A 23,187-nucleotide genomic window follows, 5' to 3' on the forward strand; every position below is an offset into this window, starting at 1 on the left:
TAATACTTTTAAAATTTGGTTGGGCGGGGATAAAGTTGAAACTGTCCATTCGAAATGCAGCTGAATGTTTATGAAGCAGCTTCACCTGGGCTTGGCCTATAACCAAATTGCTCGTTGCATAAGTCTGGTTGCAGGGATAGATGTTGCGAAGGGAAGATGGTTTTATACCGTGTCGGCCGCTGATCGTGCGACGCTTGTACCACAGGATTTTCGAATAATGAGCTCAGAGTGCAGCTCAATGTTGGAGATGGTGCGGGCTGGATCCCTGAGTCTTTTAAGCAGCAGTTCCGCCGCCGTAGTACCCAGCTCATATCCCGGCTGCCGAACCGCGGTAAGCGGGGGATTGAGAGCCGAGGCCCAGGACATATCGTCGAAGCCTACAATTGAAATATCATCAGGTACGTTCACATTTTGCCGATACATTTCCTCAAAACAGCCGAGGGTCATAAGGTTGTTCGTCGAAAAGATAGCCGTAGGCGGGGTGTCAAGAGATAACAGCTTGCGGGTGCCTTCAATGCCCCCCTGTTCCTTGGAGTTTCCATAGGCAACCAGCTCCTCGTCAACCGGGATGTTGTGCTCATCCAGGGCTTTTACATACCCGTTGTAACGCTGGTCCGTGGTATAAATGCCTTTGATGCCGGTAATAATACCGATTCGCCGGTGTCCCAGCCCGATCAATCGCTTGACCGCTTTGTAGGCCCCGTTCTCGTTGTCGACGGTCACCGTATCCACATTCAGGGAAGGGATATGGCGGTCCACGAACACCACGGGGACGTTTTGATCAACAATTTCCTGAATATATTCGTGGTTACCGCTTGTCGGGGCCATGATCAGTCCGGCGACCTGTTCATCCAGCAGCGTGTCGAGATAGAAGTGTTCTTTTTTCAGGTTTTCGTCAGAATTACAGACAATTACACCGTTCTTGTTTTCATAAGCCACATCTTCCACGCCGCGCGCAATTTCGGAAAAAAAGGGATTTTGCAGATCGGTTACGATCAGGCCGATCACCATCGACTGGGTACTCTTAACCCGCAGGCGGCGGGCAACCCGGCTCGGCCGGTAATTCAGTTTTTTGGCGGCCTTGATCACCCGCTCAGTGGTTTTGGTATTTACTTTTGCCGACCCGCTGAAGACCCGGGAAACCGTCGCGGTTGATACATTCGCTTCTTCTGCAACATCTTCAACGGTATAACTGTTCTTTTTTTTCATGTATGTAGTAAAAATACCATCTGCTCTGGTTTACATTGTTATCCAATGGCAGGAATTTACAATACGAATTTTGCCAATTATTTCGAAAATTTGATCACCCCTGCATAGTGTCAACGTGATATCCCCGAAAAATGACTATTTCATGTGCCAATATTACAACCTCCCCTGAAGAGAAATAAGCAGGTGCCACAAAAGGAGTGTAACCTGTTTACTTGTTAACGTGGCCGGGATGTGTCAGCCAACCAGTCAGTTTAAATTTTCCCAAGATTTCCGTTGCAACCATTCCTGGTATTGGGCTACCTGGTAACGACATCCATCTGGTCATATTCTTTATCCAGAAAATAGCGAATATTTTGCAACACCCGTTTGGCCATTCTTCGGGAGCACTCCTTCGTGCTGCTGCCGATATGAGGAGTGAGAATCACGTTGGAGAGGGTGCGCAGGTCGGCATCCGGGTCAGCGGGCTTGTAGGGTTCGCGGGCGAACACGTCAAGTCCGGCTCCGGCTAGTTGACCGCTTTTCAGGGCTTCGTAAAGAGCAATTTCATCGACAAGTGCACCGCGTCCGGTATTGATGAGTACAGCTCCCCTCTTCAGCTGATGCAGGCGGTCCCGGTCCAAAAAATGATGAGTCTCGCTGTTGGCGGGCAGATGCAGCGATACAATATCCGCGTGGGGAGCAATTTCAGAAAATTCTGTCGAAATTTTATTAACCCCGTATTTTTCCTTCAGCCGATCCGGGTCGCCTGCATGTTTTTTTAGCGCCAGTACATCCACCCCAAATCCAAATGACAAAATTTGGCTGACCCGCTTCCCGATGTTGCCAAGTCCAAGAATAGCAAAGGTTTTTCCATGCAGTTCTCTTCCCATAACCGGGTTCCAACGGCCCTGCTTGATCTCGTTGCTGCAGCGGCCCGCCATCCGCAGCACTTCGCCCGCCAGAAAGACCGTGAATTCCGCGACCGTGGAATCAAGGACGCCCGGTGTGTTGGTGACGACCAGCCCGTGTTTTGAAGCTTTGTCAAAATCCACGCCATCGCAACCCACTCCGAACCGGGCGAGCAGACCCTTGTTGCCAAAAGATTGGTAGAGAGGTCCACGGTAGGAGTCAACATTGAGCACCACCGCTGCGGCCTGTTTTTCCTTGACCATGCGTGCGAGGGCTTCCTCCCCTGTCGGGGCTTCAAGAATATGTAAATCTGATATGGATGAAAAAAGCTGCGGTGCGCGGTTGTAGACCGAATCCACAATCAGTACCACGGGTTTTTGCTGCGTGCGTTGCATGATAGATGGTAGTGTTGGGTTACTGTTCCTGCTAAACTGTTGGTCCAATTTCTTCGTTTCGGATCGAAAGCTCAATCCTATTTTTAAATTATAAAAAGGACGACCGGTGCCATCTCAACTATGAATCGTCAGGTTTACCGGAATGCAGATGAAACCGATGCTGCAGATCACCGCGGAATGATATTCAAACAGTACCCGTGAACGGACTGTTTAGATCGGCAATGCCGTATTCCCGCGGGAGTGTATTACAGGTCCAAAGCGGAATCAGATGCTTATTTGGAAGTTAACCAGCACCTGGGAGTATTCAATAGATTGTTTGGTCGGAATGATATAGTTGAGTTGAATTTCAGAGACGCTGGTGGGAAAGATGTTGATCCCGGCCAGAATCGATTCGGTATTGACGCTCCCGGGCAACTCATCACTGGTGAAATAGTCCCACCGGGCCAGCAGCTGTGTTTTTGGAGTGACATGGTAGCCGGCGGTAGCGTGGTATCCAAACGGGTTGTATTGATCGGCCTGGGAATCCGCATCAAGCCAGGAATAGATAAATTCGCCGGCCAGGAAAAGGTTGCTCTGAGTGATTCGGACATCCGTGCCCAGCAGCGTCTGGTCTCCCCGTATACCGCCGATAAACCCGCTGCGCCGTTTGGTTTCCCGGGAGGCGTTGACCCCGAACGTAATCTGGTCGTCGGAATGTTGCCGGTCGGTGTCAAACCGGGCTTCCAGTCGTCCGACATAGAGTAGGTGGGAGTCGTTATTTCGGTTTATTCCAAATCCATTGCCATTGAACGCGCCAACGCTGTAATGGAGGATACCGTCGGTGGTTTGTCCGGAGAGCTGAACCCCGATCTGGCGCTTTGGAGCCAGTTGACTGACGGCGGTTGATCGATTTACAAAATCAATGGCGGCGGCCCCGGTCAGGTACTCGTAGCTGAAGGGTGATTTAAAAACCCCTGTTTTGACCTGGAAACCATCCGAAAACCGGTAGTAGGCCGCGGCATCCAGCAGGGCGGCTGAACTGGTAAAATTTGTTTGCAGCTGATAGCCAAATCCCTGGTCAAATTCGCCGTACACCTGCAAACGGGCATTGCCGACCAAAAATCCGTTGTATCCCGCGGAGCGTTCGTGCTGGTAGTCCCCGATGGTTTGTAACAGGGCGCCTACCGAAAAATAATCCTTTTTTAACTGCTGCTGAAATGCGTTAAAGTCGGGCTCCTGGCTGTCGGCCGACTGGGCAACGGCTACGGCAGAACAGAGCAAAATAATTGAGAAAGAGAGGAAAAAAGATTTAAGTTTTGTCGTGTAGCTTGCCATCATACAATAATAGTTTTGTTTAATTTTGTTTAATCTGTGATGTTGTAATTGATTCCGGCCATTCATCGTTCACCGCAGGTTTCCCGGTTAGGTTTTAGGGCCGGAATCGTGAGGTTATACAGGAAACGTCCGGTTGTTGTTTCCGGCTAGTCGTAATAGCCGTGCTGCAAGAGACTGTTACCGGCCGACTGGCAAAATGCGAATACTACCGATCAGGCTAATCTACGAAATTGATCATTTGAAGGGGCTGTTTGAAAACCTATTCTGTGGCTAATCCTCGGTATCAGTGTCATCTGCGTTGCAGTATCCCGTAACCCCGACTGTTTATGGCTGACATGACACTAGTTCGGAAACCAGATAAAAAATCCGCGATTATTTGGAGGAGAATACAAGGATGCATATATTATATCGTTTTATTACGATAAACGATTAAAAGTTTAGCTATGGCGATAACCAAGGAAGGTCTTTTCGAAGAAAAACAGAAGCGAACGGCGGCGCTGGCCAAGGCGATGGGGCATCCCGCGCGAGTGGCGATTCTCCAGATTCTGGCAGACCGCCCGGGATGCATCTGTGGCGATATCACGGAAGAGTTGCCGCTGGCGCAGTCCACGGTCTCACAACATCTGAAGGCTCTGAAAAAAGCGGGTATCATTAAGGGCGAAATCGACGGAGTTCGCACCTGCTACTGCCTTGACGAGGAGGTCGTCCCGGAACTTCACGCCCTGCTCGGCGAACTTGCCGGAAAACTACTCAAATCCATTAACAACGAATGCTGCTAACACCATGAATACCAAAAACCAAACATCTGAAGATTTAAAAGCTACAGTGAAAGAAAAATATGCCCAAATAAGCAAGCAGTCACGCGACCAAAATGCGAGTTCCTGCTGCGGAGCAACCGGCTGCTGCGATACCGTGGATTACGCGGTATTTGCCGAAGATTATTCGACGGTTGAAGGGTACAATGAAGAGGCGGACCTGGGGTTGGGATGCGGTTTGCCCACCGAATTTGCAAAGATCAGTGAGGGAGATACGGTGGTTGACCTCGGCTCCGGGGCGGGCAACGACTGCTTTGTGGCCCGTCAGGTCGCAGGCGAAACCGGGCGCGTCATCGGGTTGGACATGACCGAGGAGATGGTGGAGAAAGCTAGGAAAAATGCCGCGAAACTGGGATATGAAAATGTGGAATTTGTGGTCGGAGATATTGAAGATATGCCGCTCGGAGAGGAACTGGCCGATGTGGTAGTCAGCAATTGCGTGCTGAACCTGGTGCCCGACAAGAAAAAGGCTTTTTCGGAGACATATCGGATCCTTAAAAGCGGGGGGCATTTCAGCATCTCCGACGTCGTCACCAAGGGCGATCTGCCTGAATCTCTCAAAGAGGACGCCGAAATGTACGCGGGCTGTGTTGCCGGTGCAATCGACCTTGATGCGTATCTGTCGGTCATAAGGGAAAGCGGCTTCGAAAATATCACCCTCCAAAAACAGAAAGAGATTCAGCTCCCGGATGATATTTTAAGCCCGTACATGTCCGCTGATGAAATCGGGGAATTCAACGCTTCCGGGGTAGGCATCTACAGCATTACGGTGTATGCCGAAAAACCGTAGTAATAAATGTTTAACCACCAGGGTTGGCCAACCCTGGTGGTTCTCAGAAATATAAAGCCGGTGCGAGATGTTGATGTGTATTAAATGAAGCCAGAATATTAGGGCTTCATGTAGTAGCGGAAAGCAATGGGAAAGATGTTAGCGGAAAAATCGGTTTTTCAGGATCAAGTTATGGAGACCTTTGCAATCTCCTCGACCCTTCGTTGCAGGCGTTATTCTCCCGTATGTTAATGTCGGTGATACAACCACCTCCCAACAAAACAGCAGATTCTGTAAAGGTGGCTTAAAAATATTTAACGGTAAATTCCAAAATTTGAGCCATCCAATTATTTAGGAACTCTTCGGGAATAATGCGGGATGAGGTACGGCCCAAAGCACCAATTCTTATGAATAGCAAATGTATGCACCTGTCGGGTTCGGCTTGTTAAATGAATTAAACTAAGGCTCCGGTGCAGCAAAATTCACTTACCAGGTGGGTAATTTAATTTATACCTTTGATTGAGTGGACGCCGGTCGATTAATCCTGGTACTGAAAATGGGAAGTACACTATGAAAAAAACAAAAGTGGCAATTTTCGTGATTCTGACCCTGGTCCTGGTGTTGCTTGTGGTACAAAATACCGCTTCCGTTCAGGCCCACTTTCTGGGCTTTACTGCAGAAATGTCGCTGGTCGTTCTGCTATTCCTGACCGGGGGTATAGGCTTTGTATCAGGATTGGTGCTCGGTTTTCTATTGAAGAGCAGGCGCTCCCGGGCCCCCGACCAGCAGCGAGAAGCGTGATAAAGGGGCTATTCATCTGGAAATTATAATCTTGTCTTACTCCACATGGGATTCGAACAGCTGCTAATTATTGGAGTATTGGTAGGTGCTTTTATCGGGTTGGTGATTGACCTGTGGAGCCCGGATGCTATCCTGTTGACGGCCCTGGCTATCCTCACAATCAGCGGGGTTCTAAGCCTTGAGCAGGCGTTCCAGGGATTCGCAAATACAACATTAATTGCGTTGGGCAGCCTGTACGTGGTGTCGGCGGCGATGCGGGAAAGCGGCGCGCTCGACCGTGCCAGTTCCTTTATCCTGGGACGGGAGACCCGGAGTATCCAGCGAATATTGCTGCGGTTGTGCCCCAGTGTATCCATCTATTCCGCCTTCTTAAATAACACTCCCGTTGTAGCGATGGGTATTCCCGCTATCCGGCGATGGGCCCTGAAAAATAACATTGTCGTCTCAAAGCTGCTTATGCCCCTTTCTTTTGCCGCAATTTTGGGAGGGCTCTGCACCTTAATCGGGACCAGTACCAACCTCATTACCCACGGACTGCTGCAAAGTCACGGATTTGAGGGTCTTTCCTTTTTTGAACTAGCCTGGGTTGGCGTACCCAGTGCAGTTGTCGGACTGTTGTACCTCGTTTTCATTTCTCCCCTGTTAACCCCGGCCCGTCGCGATATTCGCTATGAGGAGGAGCAGGAACGGAACCTGCTGGTGGAGGTTGAGATTAGAGAAGGTGCAGATGTAATTGGAAAAAGGGTAAGGGAAACAGGGTTAGATGAAATACAGGGCTTCTTCCTTTCTCGTATTAACCGCGGGGACCGTGAAATAGCACCTGTTCCGAAAAATGAGAAACTACGGCAGGGCGATCATCTTTTGTATACTGCAAAAGGGGGCATTGCAGTGAAAGCACCTGACTTGACCGATTATTCCGGGCTGCACGTTGTTCATAAGCCTCCGAGAGATGATGTGCAGCAGGAGGGAAGCCCGGAACGGGAGCTTCACCAGGTGGTTGTAAAAGAAGGATCGCCGCTGGTGGGCAGCACCGTTGAAAAAGCCAGGCTCCTAGACCGGTTCGGAGCCGCCGTAACCGGCGTGCGCAGGAGAGGAAAACGTGTTGACCAGCCTCTTGGACCGTTTGTACTGCATCCCGGTGATGTGCTGTTGCTTGATACAAGGCCTGGATTCCGAGAGGTCCATGAGGATACCAAAGATTTTTTCCTGACTAGTGCGGCCGGTGGGGAAGCAGTGGGGGCAGAAACAAGCATTGAAGAGCGCCGGCCCGGGGGAAAAGATTTGTATATTTCGGTGGCCGTGTTAGTGGGCATTGTATCGCTGGTCGCCACTGGACTGGTTCATATTGCGCTGGCGGGCATTTTGGGAGTTGCGGTATTGTTGAGTTTCAATGTCATTAAAGCCGGTGAAGCTCGAAAATCGGTTGACTGGACTGTTTTAATAGTCATTGGTTCCGCTATTGGTCTGGGGAAAGCCATGGAGGTAAGCGGAACGTCCGAACTCATCGGAAGGTGGATGGTGGATTTGACCAGCGCGTACGGCCACCGGGCGGTGCTGGCCGGGGTTGTTATTGTTACGGGTCTGCTCACTGAAGTTATTACCAATAACGGCGCGGTAGCCCTGATGTTCCCCATAGCGTTGTCGGTTGCCGAGTCACAGGGCGTTGAAGCCCGCGGCCTGTTTATCTCGATTACCCTGGTGGCCTCCATGTCGCTGATCACCCCGATCGGTTACCAGACCAATCTTATGGTTTATGGTCCCGGCAATTACCGGTTTACGGATTTCTTCAAGGTCGGTTTCCCGCTTGAATTAACGTTGTGGGCGCTTGTCATCATCTTGGTGCCGATCTTTTGGACAATGTGAGTTTTTTTACTTTTTATCCCCAAAATATCCGTTTAATTAGGGCCTTCCTCAGTCCCCCCATTACTTCATTGGCTGCCAATAAATTAAAGGTATTTATGTGGTGATTAAATGCAAGGAATTTTGCTAATTTGCCCAAAACCCTTCCAATTTTGCGGGTCCCTTTATGCCAATGCAGGATCTTGGTTGTAGCAAATAGCTTATCATTGACTAATATGGGGTCTTAATTACAGGTAACGAGCTTTTATTTAATTTCATTTCAGCCATCCCATACATTGATTCAAATAGTTGCATTTCATTTGGTAACAAAACTTTCAACAACTGATCTGTGAGATATTCGGGTTAACATGTACATCTATGAAAGTTATCCCGGTGGGAAATTCCCCTGGCAAAATAACATTCAAATTGTGATTAAGGTTTTTGTTAGCCATATTTCTGAAGCTTCAAGAGGCAATATTTACCAAATTGTTTTGCTGGTTTAAATCCGCCAGATACATATCAGTACTATTAAGAGACCTGTATGCATAAAGAATATCAGTACATATTTATCGTACTTCTCCTGCTGATCACCATGCCGCATAGCGTGCTTGCGCAGGTTCAGAACCAGACTGAAACGACTGAACCGGATGAAACTGCCGCTCCCGAACGCGTAGATGTTGCACCAGTAGCAGATGATTCCCAGATACGGGATCGGCTTGCCCGGATTTTAACTGCAACAGAGTGGTTCGAAAATCCACAGGTAGAGGTGAACGATGGGGTAGTTTTTCTAAGTGGATCAACAGAAACCGGTGATTATAAGAGATGGGCGGGAGATTTGGCCAGAAATACCCAGGACGTAACTGCCGTCGTAAATAGAATTGATATTCTGGATCCGGATATATGGGATTATCAACCCGCTTATACCGGCTTGCAGGAATTATGGCGAAATATTATGAGTGCTATTCCATTCCTGATCTTCGGAATAGTGGTACTGGTTATCTTCTGGGGAATTTCCCTGCTGGTAGCTAAAGGTGCCCGCGCTTATTTGGTAAATCGTCAAATGAACGACCTTTTGCAGGATATTGCTGCACGAGGTATTGGCATTTTTGTTTTCCTCCTGGGTATATATATCGTTTTTCATGTTGCAGATTTAACCAATGTAGCTCTCACCATACTGGGAGGTACAGGGTTGCTGGGGATTGTTTTGGGGATCGCATTCCGGGATATAACGGAAAATTTCCTGGCCAGTATTTTTTTGAGTGTTCAAAACCCATTTCATGCGGGTGATCATGTAGAGATAAATAACAATATTGGATATGTCCAGCGGCTTACCATTCGGGCTACGCTACTTATGACCCTTGACGGCAACCATCTGCAAATTCCAAATTCTATCGTCTATAAAAGCAGTATCCTCAATTACACCAGTAATCCAAACCAGCGATTCAGTTTTGTTATTGGTATTGGATATGATGCCAGCGTTACGTCTGCACAGGATCTTGCCACAAAGATATTTGAAGAACATCCGGCCGTTTTGAGGGAACCGGAGCCCTTGGTTTTGGTGGACAAGCTGGCTCCTTCTACCATTAATTTGATGTTCTATGTTTGGGTGGATGGAAGCAAACATAATGTATTAAAGGTAAAATCATCTGTGCTAAGGCAGATTAAAACCGCTTATTTGGCAGAGGGGGTTTCAATGCCTGATGATGCAAGGGAAAGAATATTCCTCGATGGTGTAACCATTCAATCCCGAAAGGAAACGGAAGCGTCCGATAAGAAAAAAACCGTGAGTAGACCTGTTGCAGAAGATTCAAAATTAATAACGAAGGCAGAAGGACAGCTGGAAAGCAATGATGAGGAAATTTTAGAACAGGCCCGGAAGTCAAGATCTCCTGAAGAAGGAGATGACCTTCTAAAACCTAATAAATAGGCGCAAAATTGTGGTTGTCTGATATACTTCTAGAATACCGGTTATGCCGGTCAGCCAGGTTATTGCTGCATAAAATTTTTTTTGCAAGATGAATTAGTTGCAAGAATAATTTAATAAAGCGGGCACCGGCCGGTGCCCGCTTTATGACTACTTCAGATTACTATAGAACAGTTTTTCCTGCCTTACCTGATTGTTGAAGAAGTTTGGCTGTCGATACTTCTGGGTTCAGTAACGGTATTATCATCGAGGATGATTGACGTTTGACTAAACAATCTCCCGTTCAGTTTTGCACCTTTTTCAAGCGTGATTTCATTGATGGACAGGATGATGCCTTCAAAATGGGCATTCTTGCCGATGGTTACATCGCCTTTTACATACCAAAAGATATTATCTGCACGGGCTCCATTGGTTAAAGAGAATACCGTATTTTCCCCTATGGTAAGGTTTTCACCTACCTTGATCAGCCACACATCATCTACACTGCCTGAAAGAGTAATATCGGAGGCTATATGAAGGGAATCACTCCATTCATGTACTCCGGGGGACAATACACTATTGAGGAAACGTTCATCCTTGTGACTGGTTGAATCATCTCCGTTCTGCATTGATGCATCACCGAAGGCAGACATCATGTCTTCGATGGCTTCAATGGCATCTGGAGAAGTTGCATTCCGTTGGTTCGCATGCAAAACAAAAACCTGACCGGAGGTTGTTTGCAGTGTTGGCTTAAAGATGTCCTCCTCTTTTGGAGTGCTGGTTGCCACAGCGCCTTCTCCGACGTGACCCGTAATAACGGATGATGAACTGTTTATAACAGATGTTTTTGCCAGAATAACAAAATGGCCGGCTTTACCGAGATCAATACTCGTTGTCCTATTTGTTAACATGGCATACATTGAGCTGTTCTCAGTCCAATCCATACCATATCTGTCATTTTCTTTATCAAAGCCAGTTGCGCCAGATCTTCCTGTGGTTGTAAAACTCCAGGTTTGATCATTTTCAAGTGCAATATTTTTTGAATTTTTGACACCATTTGTAACGGTAAAGGTGTACAGAGTACCCTCGTTAAGTTCCCTGTCAGGTGTAAACAGTGCTACTTTATCAGAATAACTGATAGTTCCACCTACAGGACCTGTAGAATACTGCCGGCTATTTTCAGAATCTTTAATTGTTGACCGGTCACTGATTGGATTATCCAGGATCTCGCCATGGCCTCCATGCTCTCCGTGCATTGTATCTGCATACGTAGCATGTAAAAGTAATGTCCTCCCATTGATACTTTCTTCATTCATATCACTGCTGAATGTTACCTCGATAACGCTACTTAGATCAACATTCAACTCATCACCAGCGGGAATGGTTGATAAAATGACGGGTGCTTTTGTCTCTGGCTCAGCGACAGTGCTTGTATCCTGTGCTATACCACCAGCAGAAAAACCGGCAAAAAGCAGGGCTGAGAGAGTGGTGCATTTAAATAACTGTTTATTTGTTTTCATAATATATTTTTGATTAGCGTGGAGTAATTATCACGCCTTTAATCTGCACATAAATTGACTGAGAGTTGTTACAGCATGCCGGTTATTAGTTGTATATATCACTGAAGCTGAATGCACCTGCCGTTCCTGACCTCGATGAAAAAGACTCTTCAATTTTTGCAAATAGGTAATGATTTCGCTTTCGCTAATCTCTCTTTGATGGCTGGAAATCCATATAACAGCTGCTAGAAAAAATGATAGCTCCTCCTCTGTGTAAAAAACAAACAAAACCTGCGATATATGTAATACTTTCACAATAATTTGTAACACATCCCGGCACGAATATTTAAAAATTGTTATGAGAAATCTGTTAGAATTGCTCTTTCAGATGAGGAAAACTAAAAAGATAGCTACAGTCACGGGAGCATTTTATTCTAGCTGAGTCGCTATTTTGTGAGAGTGTACATTGGTTCCAAGTAATGAAAATTAAAAAGAGAGAAATTATGAAACAGACAATTGGAAGTATCTTAAGTGTAGGCGGATTGATCGGAGTGATATATTTTGGAATTCAATATATGAACGATTCTGAATCTTTTGAATTATTGGGGGCAGATGTCGCTGTAAGTACTGGTAATTGGGTTCCGATTCTCATATCACTAATCGTACTCATTCTGGGAGTAGTCATTTATCAGTCTAAGGAGTAGTCAATTGTCGGTCTAATAGTCCATAAGGGTTGTTATGCTGATCTTTATTGATTGACATATCACTCATGGGCCCATCCAACCAAGCTGCGTTAGAGGGGGGATTGAAAAATTATTAGGCAGTGAAATATGATGAATCCAATCGTCCCAAATTGGCTTTGACGGTTTAATATCCCGGAATTGTGTACACAATAAGAAAAATTAGGAGAGATCGATTATGAGACCCATTATTTCAAATATATGGCTGATATTCATGCTGGGGCTTTTGGTTTCTGCCTGCAGTATACAGGAAAGTGCGATAAGCGGTGAACGGCGGGCGTACGGCTATAGCTGGGACCAGGAAAAACAGATTGGCAAAGATGCCGACCAGCAGATTCAACAACAATACGGGGTATATGATAATGATGAGCTGCAAGCGTATGTGGAAAATATTGGGCAGGAGATGCTGGCCGTCAGCCATATGAACCGGGCCGACACGCCTGCCGAGTATGAAGGAACGGACTTTTACTTTCGTGTTTTAGACAGCCCGGTCGTCAACGCTTTTGCCTTGCCGGGCGGATACATCTATGTAACCCGGGGACTGCTGTCGCATCTTGACAATGAAGCCCAGCTCTCCGTGGTGCTGGGTCATGAAATCGGCCACGTGATTGCACGCCATGCCTCCCAGCGAGCCTTCGAGCAGCAGATGGGACAGATTGCCCTGATCGGGGGAGCCATAGGCGGGGAACTGCTGGGGCTTCCCGGTGGAGATATCCTTGGTATTGGCAGCCAGGCAGCCCAGCTGCTGTTTTTAAGCTACAGCCGCGATGACGAACGGGAATCCGATCGCCTTGGGGTTGAGTACGCCGCCATGCAACAATACGAGGCGGCTGAAGGGGCACAGTTTTTTGTTTCCCTGGAGCGGATGTCCAAACAGTCCGGCCAGAGCATTCCCGACTGGCAATCAACCCATCCCGATCCGGGCGAAAGGGCAAGGAGTATTCCTGAACTTGCCGAAGAGTGGAAAGCAAAAGGATATGAACAGACCATTGACAACACCGATCAGTATATGGGCAAGCTCGACAATATGATCTATGGCGAAAATCCGCGGGAGGGGTTTACCCGTAACGGCCATTTCTACCATCCGGATATGAAATTTCAATTTCCCTATCCTGAGGACTGGCAGGTGGTTAATCAGCGGTCACTGGTTGCGGTTGTAAGCGGGGACCAGGATGCCGTTTCGATTATGACGCTGGACGGCGAGTCGGCGGGTGCAGAGGCCTCCGTTAACGAGTTCTTAAATCAAGAGGGCATTACCACGCTGGGAAAATCAGATACCCAAAGCAACGGCCTTTCTGCATACCGGGCAGAAGCCACCGGACAGACCGAGGACGGGACCCAGCTTAAATTCTATCTCTATGCCATAGAATATGATGGCTCCATCTATCGCTTTTTAAACTACACAACAGCTGAGAAGTATGGAACCTATGCTTCCCGTTTTGATGAGATAACCAGTGGATTCAAGCAGCTGACCGATTCAGGGATATTGAATATTCAACCGGTTCGCCTGCAGGCGGTAAAAGCCAGCCGTTCAGGCACCTTTCAGTCCTTTCTTCCAGGGAACCTCGAAAGCTATTCGATAACAGTGTCGCCAGAGGACTTGGCCATAATGAACCAGGTGGGCCTCGATGAACAGATCGATGCAGGTACCTGGTTAAAACTCCCAACTCAGTAAACGCGGAAGCCTGTGTTGTTATCGGTTGGTTCATAATGTAATTAGGGCTTTCCTTCCTCAAAAAATCACGGTAGCTCTTTTCTCATGGCAGAGGTGTTCCTTTTTGTGTGAACAAAAACGAACCCAATGAATCGCCGGCGGGATTAGTTATTGGTTATTAGGAATTAGTTATTCGTTGTCCCAAATAACTAATAACCAGTCACAAATAACTACCCTGCGCCTGCGCTGCGTTTGCCCGGGGCGGCTCAGAAATCGCTATGCCGGAGGGATATAAGACTATTTTCTCCAGCAAGCGCCCCCAAGTCCAGAAAATCCCTGCAACTGATCCCAGTAAAACCACTTGGTGTGGATAGGCAAATAATTGTTAGGAGGTGGCAAAAGGTCAATATCTGGGGATTTTATGGTGAATTTTTTAGGTTCGTTTTTTCTTTACTGAAAAAATGAACACTCACATTCCGGGATTGCCGGTTATAATGGGATATCTGTGGCGAGGGTAGTACTGACTGACATACCCAATAGACAAAGATTACTTCATGGTTATAACACTATCCCGCTTTTATCACCAAGAGACCAAAAACTTCAGATGGGTATCCTCCTGTATTAATTTTGCAAACAGGATCCAAAAAAGAAGGACAGAGGGTTATCTCTGTCCTTGAGGGGTTTCTCTTTGATGAATGTTATTTTTAGGGATTAAGGGATGATAACGATAAGGGTGATGTTAGGAATTGGTATCAGTAAAATCTTCAAAGGCTTCACCGAGGGAATTCATCTCGCGGTTAAAAGCAGTTTTAAAGGTTTCCCACTGCTCTTTTCCTTCCCCTTTGTAGTCAGCGAGTTTCTTTTTCATGTCGCTGTTCTTTTGTTCGAGTTCGGCCAGTTGTTTTTCGTATGTCGCCTTCACATCGGCTGTTTTGTTGGCCATACGTTCCTTGAAAGCTGTGATCGTTGAGTCGTTGGCGGCAATCCTTTCGGCTGCTTCTTCACGGTACTGGTTCATATCGGCCTGGTATTCCCGGGTAGCTTCTTCCAGCTCCCGGTTGGCCTCAACTACGGCTGATTGTGCATTTTCCATATTTTGGTCCGGGCTGTTGCAGCCGGTTAAAAGGACGACTGTAGTCATCATGGATATTACGAGTATTAAAGCTGGTTTTTTCACTATAATGGGATTAAAGTTTTTCATAATTAGTTACTACTGGTTTGTGACATTTCTGCTCGCGCATTTTGAATGGCAGTTTGTACATGCTGGATAGCCCGCTTCAGGCTGGCTCCTTCACTGACGACTTTATCGGAGGTCGGGGCAATGGCCGCGATTCCCTTGGTAGTCAGATCATTTGACAGGTACGTCTGGATCTCTCTTACGTCAGACACGTACGCTTTGAACGCCTCGTTTACGCCGATGCTGTTTTCAGCAATTTTGTCATAGATTTCTCCAAGTGCAGCGCGCCGCTGATCACTCAGTTGCTGAATTTGAGGGTTCTTGTATTCGGTGCCCTCTTTTTTCCATTCCTCAAAATAATCAATGCCTTTAGCTTTCATCTGCTCAGCATGTTTGGCAAATTTTTTCTCCATGGACTCCATTTTTCCCACATTATTCTTGTAGGTCTCAAACGCGCCTGCTATATCGGTCTGCCCGGGCCTCATAAGCTCATCCAGGGATGCTCCTGTGGCATCGAGCTGCCGGGATGCTTCTTGAATATCATTGTCCATGGTCTCCATGGTTGTCTGGGTGTCTTGCGAACGCTGCATGCCGGTTGAAGCACAACTGGTAATAACTAATGCAGCTATTATCAGCAGTGCACCGTGCCACGTATAAGTTTGGTTTAGTAGTTTCATCATAAACTCCTTCAATTGCCCGCGACTGGCGGGACAGCTGTGAATTAATTTCACAGAAGTAATATGAGCATTCTGCCCCCGGGAAGCGTTACAGATCAACGACGCAAGCTTGTATATATCACACATTTCACAGAAATCGGGGGAAGAGACATGACATGTGATTCCGTAGCCAGCGCAGTAGTGGATCATCTTTTACCCGGGTATCTCACCAGGAATACGGGCTAAAGCTTGTCTACGAGCAGTATCATAGCGGCCACAACGGTGGAGATGGGGCCTATAATCCGCATGTAGTCGACAAAGGCCGGGCGTCTTTTTACTTCAAGCGTAATGAAGTCATTCTCTTGCAGTACGAAATCGCGCATTCCAGCTGGTAACTGTTGCGTATAGCGAAACCTGAAATTGACCACTTCATCAATGTTCATTTCCTGGTTGCGCCGGGATACGTTGACTTCAACACGCAATTTGGACCAGTCAAGGGTGGTTTCGCCCGTACGGAAACTGGCCGGGCCGCGAGCGAATGAGATCAGTTCGATAAGTGTGGTACCGGTGGGGACCATAAATCGCCCGGGGGCGTTTACATCTCCCCAGAGATTAATCAATACCGACTCTTCACCGGGTTTGGACAGTTGCACAATCCCTTCAACGAGCCGATACTGCGTAGTAACTGCTGGCATCTCATCTTGTGCCCGGGCCGTTCCTGTAATAATCATTCCAGCGATAAACATCGCTATGGTAACGGTCTGTTTCATTTCACTTTCGTAATTTATACCGCGTTTCCTCCCTCATTAATCATTCGCTCAGCGTCTTCGCCCATTTTTTTTACCTGTTTTTTAACATTGTCAACCGACTCATTTATTGTTTCTCCGGCAGTGTCTGTATAGTCTTTGGCTTTGTCGACGATACTCTTTCGCCCCGAGGAGTCTCTGTAGGGCGTTACCAGGATTCCGATTATGGTGGTAAGTGCCACACCACCAAGTATGGCGTATAATGCTTTTCTCGTATTCATGACGTTATTTTTAAAGTTGGATATGTTTTTGTGAAAGACTTCAAGCATATAACCCGCCTTCGTTGATTTAGCTACCGTTATATTGCTATAACAGCAATTACAAACAGAACAGGTACCAGGTGACAATACTGAAGCCGGGGAAACAAACGGCCCAATAATCAAGAATGACGACGATCGGGCAGAGTGGATTCTCCTACCTGTTGGCTCAAAATTTTTATATGTACTATAAGATCCCCCTTTATGCCCAATAAATGTTATACAATGGGGGAAAAGATTTGCATATATCACAGGTCCCGAAAATCTTAGCGAGCACGTTGCAAAACTGTTGTTTTGCGCCATATTGCTATTCTCAAGAATACAAAATCCTCATTTATCGGGGTTGCAGGATCTTCTGTTTGTTGGGAGGGGGGTTGGCAAGCGGGAGTACAACGCCCTTAAAACGTCAGGTCACGGGTTTTTAAGGGTTTTACCGAAAGAACCAAAAGCCTGGCAGATCTGTGATATTTGTAACTCTTTTTCAGGATCATGTAATATTGACCGGGTTAAATGATAGTACATTTCTTGGTGGAGATACACTCCACCTCTGCCTTCGCAATTAGCGGCCACAAGAACGATCAGGCTATGTGTAGTGTGGTTCTGTTTGCCACGATTTTTAATAAGAGGCAGATTACATAATCCAGAGAGCTGGATTACAATCTTTTAAAAAGACTACCATGGGAAATCTACTCTATATTATTGCCGTAATTTTAATAATCGGCTGGCTGGTTGGATTTATTGGATACAGCGCGGGTGGCCTTATTCACGTATTGCTTGTCATTGCCGTAATAGCTGTTTTATTACAGGTGATTCAAGGACGAAAAGCGTTTTAAAGAGTCACTAAAAAACTACTGTTTCGACCTCTCCCCCTACTGCATCCAGATGGGGGATTGGCGAGGTATTTCACCCCACTCCTAATATCATAAAATGGGAGGCGGTGATATTTCTGATTTTTTCAAAAAATCTCTTCCATTGCCATTCTGATATCCCAGTACAACCGGTAATCCCGGAATGGAGTGTCCGTTTTGGGTGAGGAAAAAATGAATCGCAACACTCACCATAAAATCCCGGATATTAATGTTTGGCAATAATCCATATAGCATGAATAATTCCGGGAATGTAGCCAAGTATGGTTAGTATCACATTTATCCAAAAAGCACCTGTTAAACCAACTTCTAAAAAAACTCCGACTGGAGGAAGAATAATTGCAAAAATAATTTTCAGGATATCCATGTTTTTACCTTGATTATTTGAGGTTGTTGAAATATCGCTTCATCATTCCCTCTTGTACACGAAGAAGGAATTTGGGAAGGTTAAAACAGTAATATTTCAAAGGCCGACAGGTATTGTTTTGAATAAAAGTCGATCTCTTTTTCATGTCTGAGCGTAACGTGAAACAAATCTTTCATAACTGCTACGCTCTACTCCTCTGCTTATCTTTTTATCCATCCATGTCACTTGCGCGACTTGGAAAACAATCAGAGCCAAAGAAGGTCCGCTAATGGTCGTGCCAACAAACATTACAGGCCGCTTCCGCTTTGTGCCATTTCGTTTCGTGCACTCTGAATGATGCTTTGGACATTCTGCATAGCATGTTTAAGACTGTCCCCTTCGCTGATAACCCGGCGCGCGATCGGGGCGATGGCGGTCACGCCATTGGCAGATAGATCGTTGGAGAGAAACACCTTGATTTCCGTTACATCAGACGCATACGTTTTAAAGGAGGCTTTAATCCTGGTACTCTGTGCAGAAATTCGCCCGTAAACGCCCCCCAGTATTGACCGACGCCGGTCACTCAGCTGCTGTATTTTCGGATTATTATATTCAGTGCCCTCCTGTTGCCATTCCTCGAAATAATCGGTGCCGTGTTCGGTTAGTTCGTCCGCATGACGGCTAAACTTGGTCTCGGTAACAGCAATTTTAGCGACGTTATTCGAAAAAGCTTCCAGCGCCTTTTTTAGGTCGGGTTGGCCGGGCCTGAGGATCTCACCCAGCGCCGCCCCGGTGGCATCCAGCTGTCGTATCGCCGACGTTATATCGTCGTCCATGGTTTGCAGGGAGATCCGGGTTTCATCGGAGCGCTCCATTCCTGTCGACTGGCAACCGGCTGTCATAACGAAGCCAGCAATAATTGCGGACAGAAGAACACGATTTATATGCCTGGTAGGGGTCATAATTATGCTCCCATTTATTGGTCTTTTTACTGTAAGAGGCCTTTGTAGAACCTACTGTTTTATTGGGAGGTAGTTGTACTACCGACTGTATTGGTCTTTAAACGGGAGTGCAACTCCCTCCGAACGGTGAGTTGATGTATTTCCCACTGTAATAGAAGGTCGCTATTCCAGGTCTGAAAAGTGTTATACTGTATCACAAAAGGCTTACATATATCACTGGTTCCGGGAAAAGGCGGGCGTTGGAACTACTTCCCAAAACGCACCTCTGTCACGGGAAAAGACGGCTATGATTTTTTGAGGAATCCTGAATATTGTAAATGTATACTGATGGAGTACACTGCCCGTTGTGCTCCATCTCGGTACAGGGACTTTGTCAGGGTACAGCCCGCTTGTAAAGTAGAGGTCTGATTATCGGTGGAATTGGTTGGTCATTAGGAGCCCGTGACCGAACAGGGAGAATTTACCCAGCCTCATGTAACAGACTTGAACGGAAATGTACATCTCACACACGTAGTGAAATCCTCCGAGTCCGGCAGCCGGTCAATGGCAAACGTCCCACCCAGCAAGTCAACCCGATGGCCGATAATCCGCAGTCCCATTCCCTTGCTGTCTGTTTCCTCGGGTGAAAATCCCCTGCCATCATCCTTGATTTCCAATATCAACTGGTCTTTTTGTTGGCTAATGGCTACCAAAATTCGACTCGCCTCTCCATGAGTGGCAGCGTTCTTGATCGCTTCCTGGGTAATATGGTATAAGCTGGAGGATAACTCCCTGTTGTTGATTTTGTCCAATATATCATCAGCTTCCAGGGAACATTTTACGTTGTGGATTTTCTGGGACCGCCGGATGAGAAGGGTAAACGCATGGGATGCCCCTTCTTCTTCTACATCAATGGGGATGATGTCATGACTTAGTTCGCGGATGGTATCAATTTGGAGATCTATAAGAGAATTGATCTCATCGAGCATAGAAGAAGCATTAGCCTGACTCATGCCCGACAGCTTATCCTTGAGATTTTTGACGGTCATCTTTATATATGCCAAGATCTGGGCCAGATCGTCATGGAGGTATCCCCCCAGTTCCCAGCGTTCTGCCAGGCTGTTACTCAAGATCTGTTTTTGGAGTTCGGTACTTCGTTCAACCTCTTTTTGAAGCCGATTATTGGTTGTAAGAAGCTCTTGAGCAGCACGTTTTCGTTCAATAGCGGAACCGATAATGTTTGCGATAATTTTAATAAAACTAATGTCGTGCGTTGAAAAGTGGTATAATGTTTTGGTATAGAGACATAAAACTCCGAAGTCTTCCTCTCTTCCCCCGATATTAATATGTATGCCGGAAGTAACCTCATATTCATCAAGCAATGGTAGTATGCTATATCGTTGTTCTTCCCGGAAGTCTTCCGTAATCAATGGTTCTGACCGGATTATGGCATAGCCGACATCCCAATCGGTATCCAGCCCGATGGTAGCCTCGCCTGGTGTACCCTCTTTCAAATTAGTGCTGATCAGCCTTAATAAATCTTCATGCTGATCACGTTCGAACACGAAACCGTAATCGATACCGGTAATATCACAAATGTCATCTATCGCCTTTTCAATAATTTTCTGCAGATCATCCTCCTGCAGGGCAAACAGGCCCAGTTCGGAAATAATTTCCTGCCTCCGTGCCCGCTCTGTAAGCTGTTCTTCCGCTTTTTTTAGCGATGTGATGTCCACAAGGGTAAGCACCACCCCGTCAATTTTGTCATGGATGGTGCGATAAGGTCGCACGCGCATGATATATTGATTTCCATGATCATCCGGCACGATCTTTTTGACGGGCTGCAGGCTCTCTGTTACCTCGCCGATATCAGCCGGTATCGAATCGTAGTCGAGCTGATGGGTCACATGGTTAAAGGGGCGACCTGTATCAGAGGAGATCAGGTTAAATAGATCGGTGGCCGACGAGGTGAAAAACTGCACGCAGTTATTGCTGTCAATAAAGAGCGTAGCAATATCGGTAGCCTCCATCAGGTTTTTGAGGTTGCTGTTCGCCTCGTTTAGTTTTTCAATTTTGTGCTCGAGTTCGGTATTTACACTCTTGAGTTCCTCATTAACCGATTGCAGTTCCTCTTTGCTGGTTTCAAGCTGTTCAGTCGTAGATCTCAGCTCTTCATTCATCGACTGCAGTTCTTCGTTGGAAGCCTGGAACTCTTCATTGGAGGTTTCATATTCCTCGATCGTAACGTGTAGCTGTTCTTTGGTATGCTCCAGCTCCTTTTCCAGCGCAGAAATAATATCAGATTCCTCCGCGGTTACCGACTCAATTTGTCCAACTGGTTGTGGATGGCTGCTCGCTTGATCGGGATCTTCCATAAAGATGACATGCAGCAATCCTTCAGGAAAATTCGGTTCGGTTATCTTCCGAACAATAATCTTGTAATGACGGAAGCCCCCCTCAATATTGAGTTTAATTTTTTTGGATGTGGATGCGGCTGCATCTTGTTTCGCCTGGAACAGCAGGCGGCTGAGTACTTTTCGGAGGTCCGGGATGACCATATCAAGGATCTTTTGGCTGGGCTCTCCGCCCGAATATTTCAGGAACCGGTCAATGTCAGACGTAGAGTGCAGAACCTCATTATTGTTATTGATAATGACGCTGGCCGGTTCATATTGGTTGAATAGCAGGCGATGGTGGAGCTCCTCGATATTACTTTGCCTTTTGCTATACACCTCGTTACGGCGGTGATAGGCAGGGCGGCGATCACTTTGCCTGGAAAGCGGGTACCTCGGCAGCCGCACCTGGGATTTTGAAACCGTGCTTTGTTGAAATATCTGGTATTTTTTGTCAATGGAGTTAAACAGGTCGGTGGCTTCCAGAATAGAATCAGACATGCCCAGAAACAGCCACTGCTCCGGTTTTAAGGCGTAATGGAACAGGTTGAACACCTCCGATTGTAAATCACGGTTCAGGTAGATCAACAGGTTGCGACAGCTGACAAGGTCAAGCTTGGAGAAGGGCGGGTCCTTAAGCAGGTTGTGAACAGCAAATAGTATCATGCCGCTTATATTTTGCCTGACGCAATATTCAGATCCTTCCTTTTTGAAATACCGGTGTAATCGTTCTGTTGTAATGTCAGCAACCATAGATTCGGGATAGCACCCCTTGCGGGCAATATCCAGTGCTTCCTGGTCGATGTCGGTTGCAAAGATCTGAATTTGCGGCGGACTGCTGAGCGTTTGGGCGTGTTCATGCAGTAATATGGCCAGGGAGTAGGCCTCTTCTCCCGTAGCACACCCCGGCACCCAAACGCGCACGCTGTCTGTTGCATTCTTGCCCTCGAAAAGCCTGGGGATAACTGTTTCCTGAAGTGTATCAAAGGCCTCGGGGTCGCGGAAAAAATTGGTCACGCTGATGAGCAGATCCTTGAACAGCTCTTTAATTTCGGGCGGATGCTCAGTGATATACTCCAGGTAGTCGGAAAGCGACGTTATGCGGGTGACCCGCATGCGGCGTTCAATTCTGCGAAGAACCGAAGAACGCTTGTACTGGGTGAAATCATGACCCATTGCAACATTTATCTTTCCAAAGATCTTGCTGAGCACCTTTGTTTCGCGTTCCGGAAGCTCCCCGGAATCGGAAATGTTAATCTGCCTGAGACTTTCCTGGTACTCCTTCAGCTTTGCGGGAATGTGTTTTACAGGCAGGGTCATATCCACCATGCCCGTCTGCATGGCGTTGTAGGGCATCCCGTCGTAGCCCGCCTCTTCAGGGTCTTGGGTGATTACAATACCCCCCTGTTCCTTGATGGTTTTAAGGCCAATGGTCCCGTCGCTGCCGGTTCCCGATAAAATGACACAGGCGGAATAATTACCCCTGGCTTTGCCGAGCGAGCGGAAAAAAAGATCGATCGTGGTAAGTTTTTTATTCTTCTTGTCAGCTTCAGCCAACACCAGGTGCCGGTCTTCCAGGGACAAGAGCTTGCCCGGCGGAATGATATACACATGGTTGGGCGCTATCTGTGTTTGTTCGGTAATTTGTGATACCTGCAGCGAGGTGTGGTCCTGCAGCAGCTCGGCCATGCTGCTCTCATGATCGGGAGAGAGATGAATAATGACGACAAACGCCATGCCCGGAGCATCCGGCATCGCTTCAAAAAAAGCTTCCAGGGCTTCCAGTCCGCCGGCTGAAGCGCCCAGCCCGACTACCAGGAAATCCTGGTTGTTATCCTGCTGTTCATTTTTTGCATGTACTGCCATAAAATTGATCTCATTTTTTAAGGCGAAATGAAAATGTTGTCATGTTCTTCTCC

Annotated in this window: 18 protein-coding genes; 7 read left to right on the forward strand and 11 right to left on the reverse strand. The window is 46.9% G+C overall.

All coding sequences use genetic code 11. The annotated features are described in order from the left end of the window. Window positions 1-162: 162 nt before the first annotated feature. From ACG2F4_RS10865 to ACG2F4_RS10875, 3 genes are all read right to left on the reverse strand, one after another. Window positions 163-1,209, reverse strand: a complete 1,047-nt coding sequence (locus tag ACG2F4_RS10865; RefSeq protein WP_395260648.1) for a LacI family DNA-binding transcriptional regulator — start codon at window positions 1,207-1,209, stop codon at window positions 163-165. A gap of 296 nt (window positions 1,210-1,505) precedes the next feature. Then, entirely contained in the window at window positions 1,506-2,492 is a 987-nt protein-coding gene (locus ACG2F4_RS10870) for a 2-hydroxyacid dehydrogenase (RefSeq protein WP_395260650.1), read from the reverse strand. A 264-nt stretch (window positions 2,493-2,756) separates the two neighbouring features. Then, window positions 2,757-3,809: a porin gene (locus ACG2F4_RS10875; RefSeq protein ID WP_395260651.1), complete on the reverse strand. Its 1,053-nt coding sequence runs from the start codon at window positions 3,807-3,809 to the stop codon at window positions 2,757-2,759. A gap of 440 nt (window positions 3,810-4,249) precedes the next feature. Here ACG2F4_RS10875 and ACG2F4_RS10880 point away from each other — a divergent pair, with 440 nt between their 5' ends. The 5 genes from ACG2F4_RS10880 to ACG2F4_RS10900 all read left to right on the forward strand — a co-directional run bounded on the left by ACG2F4_RS10880 (window position 4,250) and on the right by ACG2F4_RS10900 (window position 9,957). Next, window positions 4,250-4,585, forward strand: coding sequence for an ArsR/SmtB family transcription factor (locus ACG2F4_RS10880; RefSeq protein WP_395260652.1), 336 nt, complete (start codon window positions 4,250-4,252; stop codon window positions 4,583-4,585). Window positions 4,586-4,589: 4 nt separating this feature from the next. Next, window positions 4,590-5,411, forward strand: coding sequence for an arsenite methyltransferase (locus ACG2F4_RS10885; RefSeq protein ID WP_395260654.1), 822 nt, complete (start codon window positions 4,590-4,592; stop codon window positions 5,409-5,411). A gap of 549 nt (window positions 5,412-5,960) precedes the next feature. After that, window positions 5,961-6,191, forward strand: coding sequence for a LapA family protein (locus ACG2F4_RS10890; protein ID WP_395260655.1), 231 nt, complete (start codon window positions 5,961-5,963; stop codon window positions 6,189-6,191). 45 nt (window positions 6,192-6,236) lie between these two features. Further along, on the forward strand, window positions 6,237-8,054 hold the full coding sequence (locus ACG2F4_RS10895; RefSeq protein ID WP_395260656.1) for an SLC13 family permease: 1,818 nt from the start codon (window positions 6,237-6,239) through the stop codon (window positions 8,052-8,054). 517 nt (window positions 8,055-8,571) lie between these two features. Continuing rightward, window positions 8,572-9,957, forward strand: a complete 1,386-nt coding sequence (locus ACG2F4_RS10900) for a mechanosensitive ion channel domain-containing protein (protein ID WP_395260657.1) — start codon at window positions 8,572-8,574, stop codon at window positions 9,955-9,957. 182 nt (window positions 9,958-10,139) lie between these two features. Here the strand turns inward: ACG2F4_RS10900 and ACG2F4_RS10905 are convergent, their stop codons facing one another. Further along, window positions 10,140-11,453 carry an ice-binding family protein gene (locus ACG2F4_RS10905; protein ID WP_395260659.1) on the reverse strand — a complete coding sequence of 438 codons (1,314 nt, stop codon included), beginning with the start codon at window positions 11,451-11,453 and terminating at the stop codon, window positions 10,140-10,142. 897 nt (window positions 11,454-12,350) lie between these two features. Here ACG2F4_RS10905 and ACG2F4_RS10910 point away from each other — a divergent pair. Continuing rightward, entirely contained in the window at window positions 12,351-13,847 is a 1,497-nt protein-coding gene (locus ACG2F4_RS10910) for a M48 family metalloprotease (protein WP_395260661.1), read from the forward strand. A gap of 718 nt (window positions 13,848-14,565) precedes the next feature. Here the strand turns inward: ACG2F4_RS10910 and ACG2F4_RS10915 are convergent. The 4 genes from ACG2F4_RS10915 to ACG2F4_RS10930 form a co-directional block, all read right to left on the reverse strand. After that, complete coding sequence (locus ACG2F4_RS10915) at window positions 14,566-14,970, reverse strand: hypothetical protein (RefSeq protein WP_395260663.1); 405 nt, start codon at window positions 14,968-14,970, stop codon at window positions 14,566-14,568. A gap of 59 nt (window positions 14,971-15,029) precedes the next feature. Continuing rightward, complete coding sequence (locus ACG2F4_RS10920) at window positions 15,030-15,683, reverse strand: DUF2959 family protein (protein WP_395260665.1); 654 nt, start codon at window positions 15,681-15,683, stop codon at window positions 15,030-15,032. A gap of 218 nt (window positions 15,684-15,901) precedes the next feature. Further along, window positions 15,902-16,429: a hypothetical protein gene (locus tag ACG2F4_RS10925; RefSeq protein WP_395260666.1), complete on the reverse strand. Its 528-nt coding sequence runs from the start codon at window positions 16,427-16,429 to the stop codon at window positions 15,902-15,904. A gap of 14 nt (window positions 16,430-16,443) precedes the next feature. After that, on the reverse strand, window positions 16,444-16,686 hold the full coding sequence (locus ACG2F4_RS10930) for a hypothetical protein (RefSeq protein WP_395260667.1): 243 nt from the start codon (window positions 16,684-16,686) through the stop codon (window positions 16,444-16,446). Between the two features lie 713 nt (window positions 16,687-17,399). On the opposite strand from ACG2F4_RS10930, the gene ACG2F4_RS10935 reads away from it, so the two are divergent. Beyond that, window positions 17,400-17,555, forward strand: a complete 156-nt coding sequence (locus tag ACG2F4_RS10935) for a lmo0937 family membrane protein (RefSeq protein ID WP_395260668.1) — start codon at window positions 17,400-17,402, stop codon at window positions 17,553-17,555. Window positions 17,556-17,796: 241 nt separating this feature from the next. Here ACG2F4_RS10935 and ACG2F4_RS10940 read toward each other — a convergent pair whose 3' ends face one another. The 3 genes from ACG2F4_RS10940 to ACG2F4_RS10950 form a co-directional block, all read right to left on the reverse strand. Further along, window positions 17,797-17,955, reverse strand: coding sequence for a YqaE/Pmp3 family membrane protein (locus ACG2F4_RS10940; protein ID WP_395260670.1), 159 nt, complete (start codon window positions 17,953-17,955; stop codon window positions 17,797-17,799). A gap of 287 nt (window positions 17,956-18,242) precedes the next feature. Then, entirely contained in the window at window positions 18,243-18,809 is a 567-nt protein-coding gene (locus ACG2F4_RS10945) for a DUF2959 family protein (RefSeq protein WP_395260671.1), read from the reverse strand. A 557-nt stretch (window positions 18,810-19,366) separates the two neighbouring features. Then, entirely contained in the window at window positions 19,367-23,134 is a 3,768-nt protein-coding gene (locus tag ACG2F4_RS10950) for a chemotaxis protein CheB (RefSeq protein WP_395260672.1), read from the reverse strand. Window positions 23,135-23,187 lie beyond the last annotated feature (53 nt).

This window comes from Halalkalibaculum sp. DA3122 (assembly GCF_043951865.1).
Lineage (GTDB): Bacteria > Bacteroidota > Rhodothermia > Balneolales > Balneolaceae > JAMQKA01.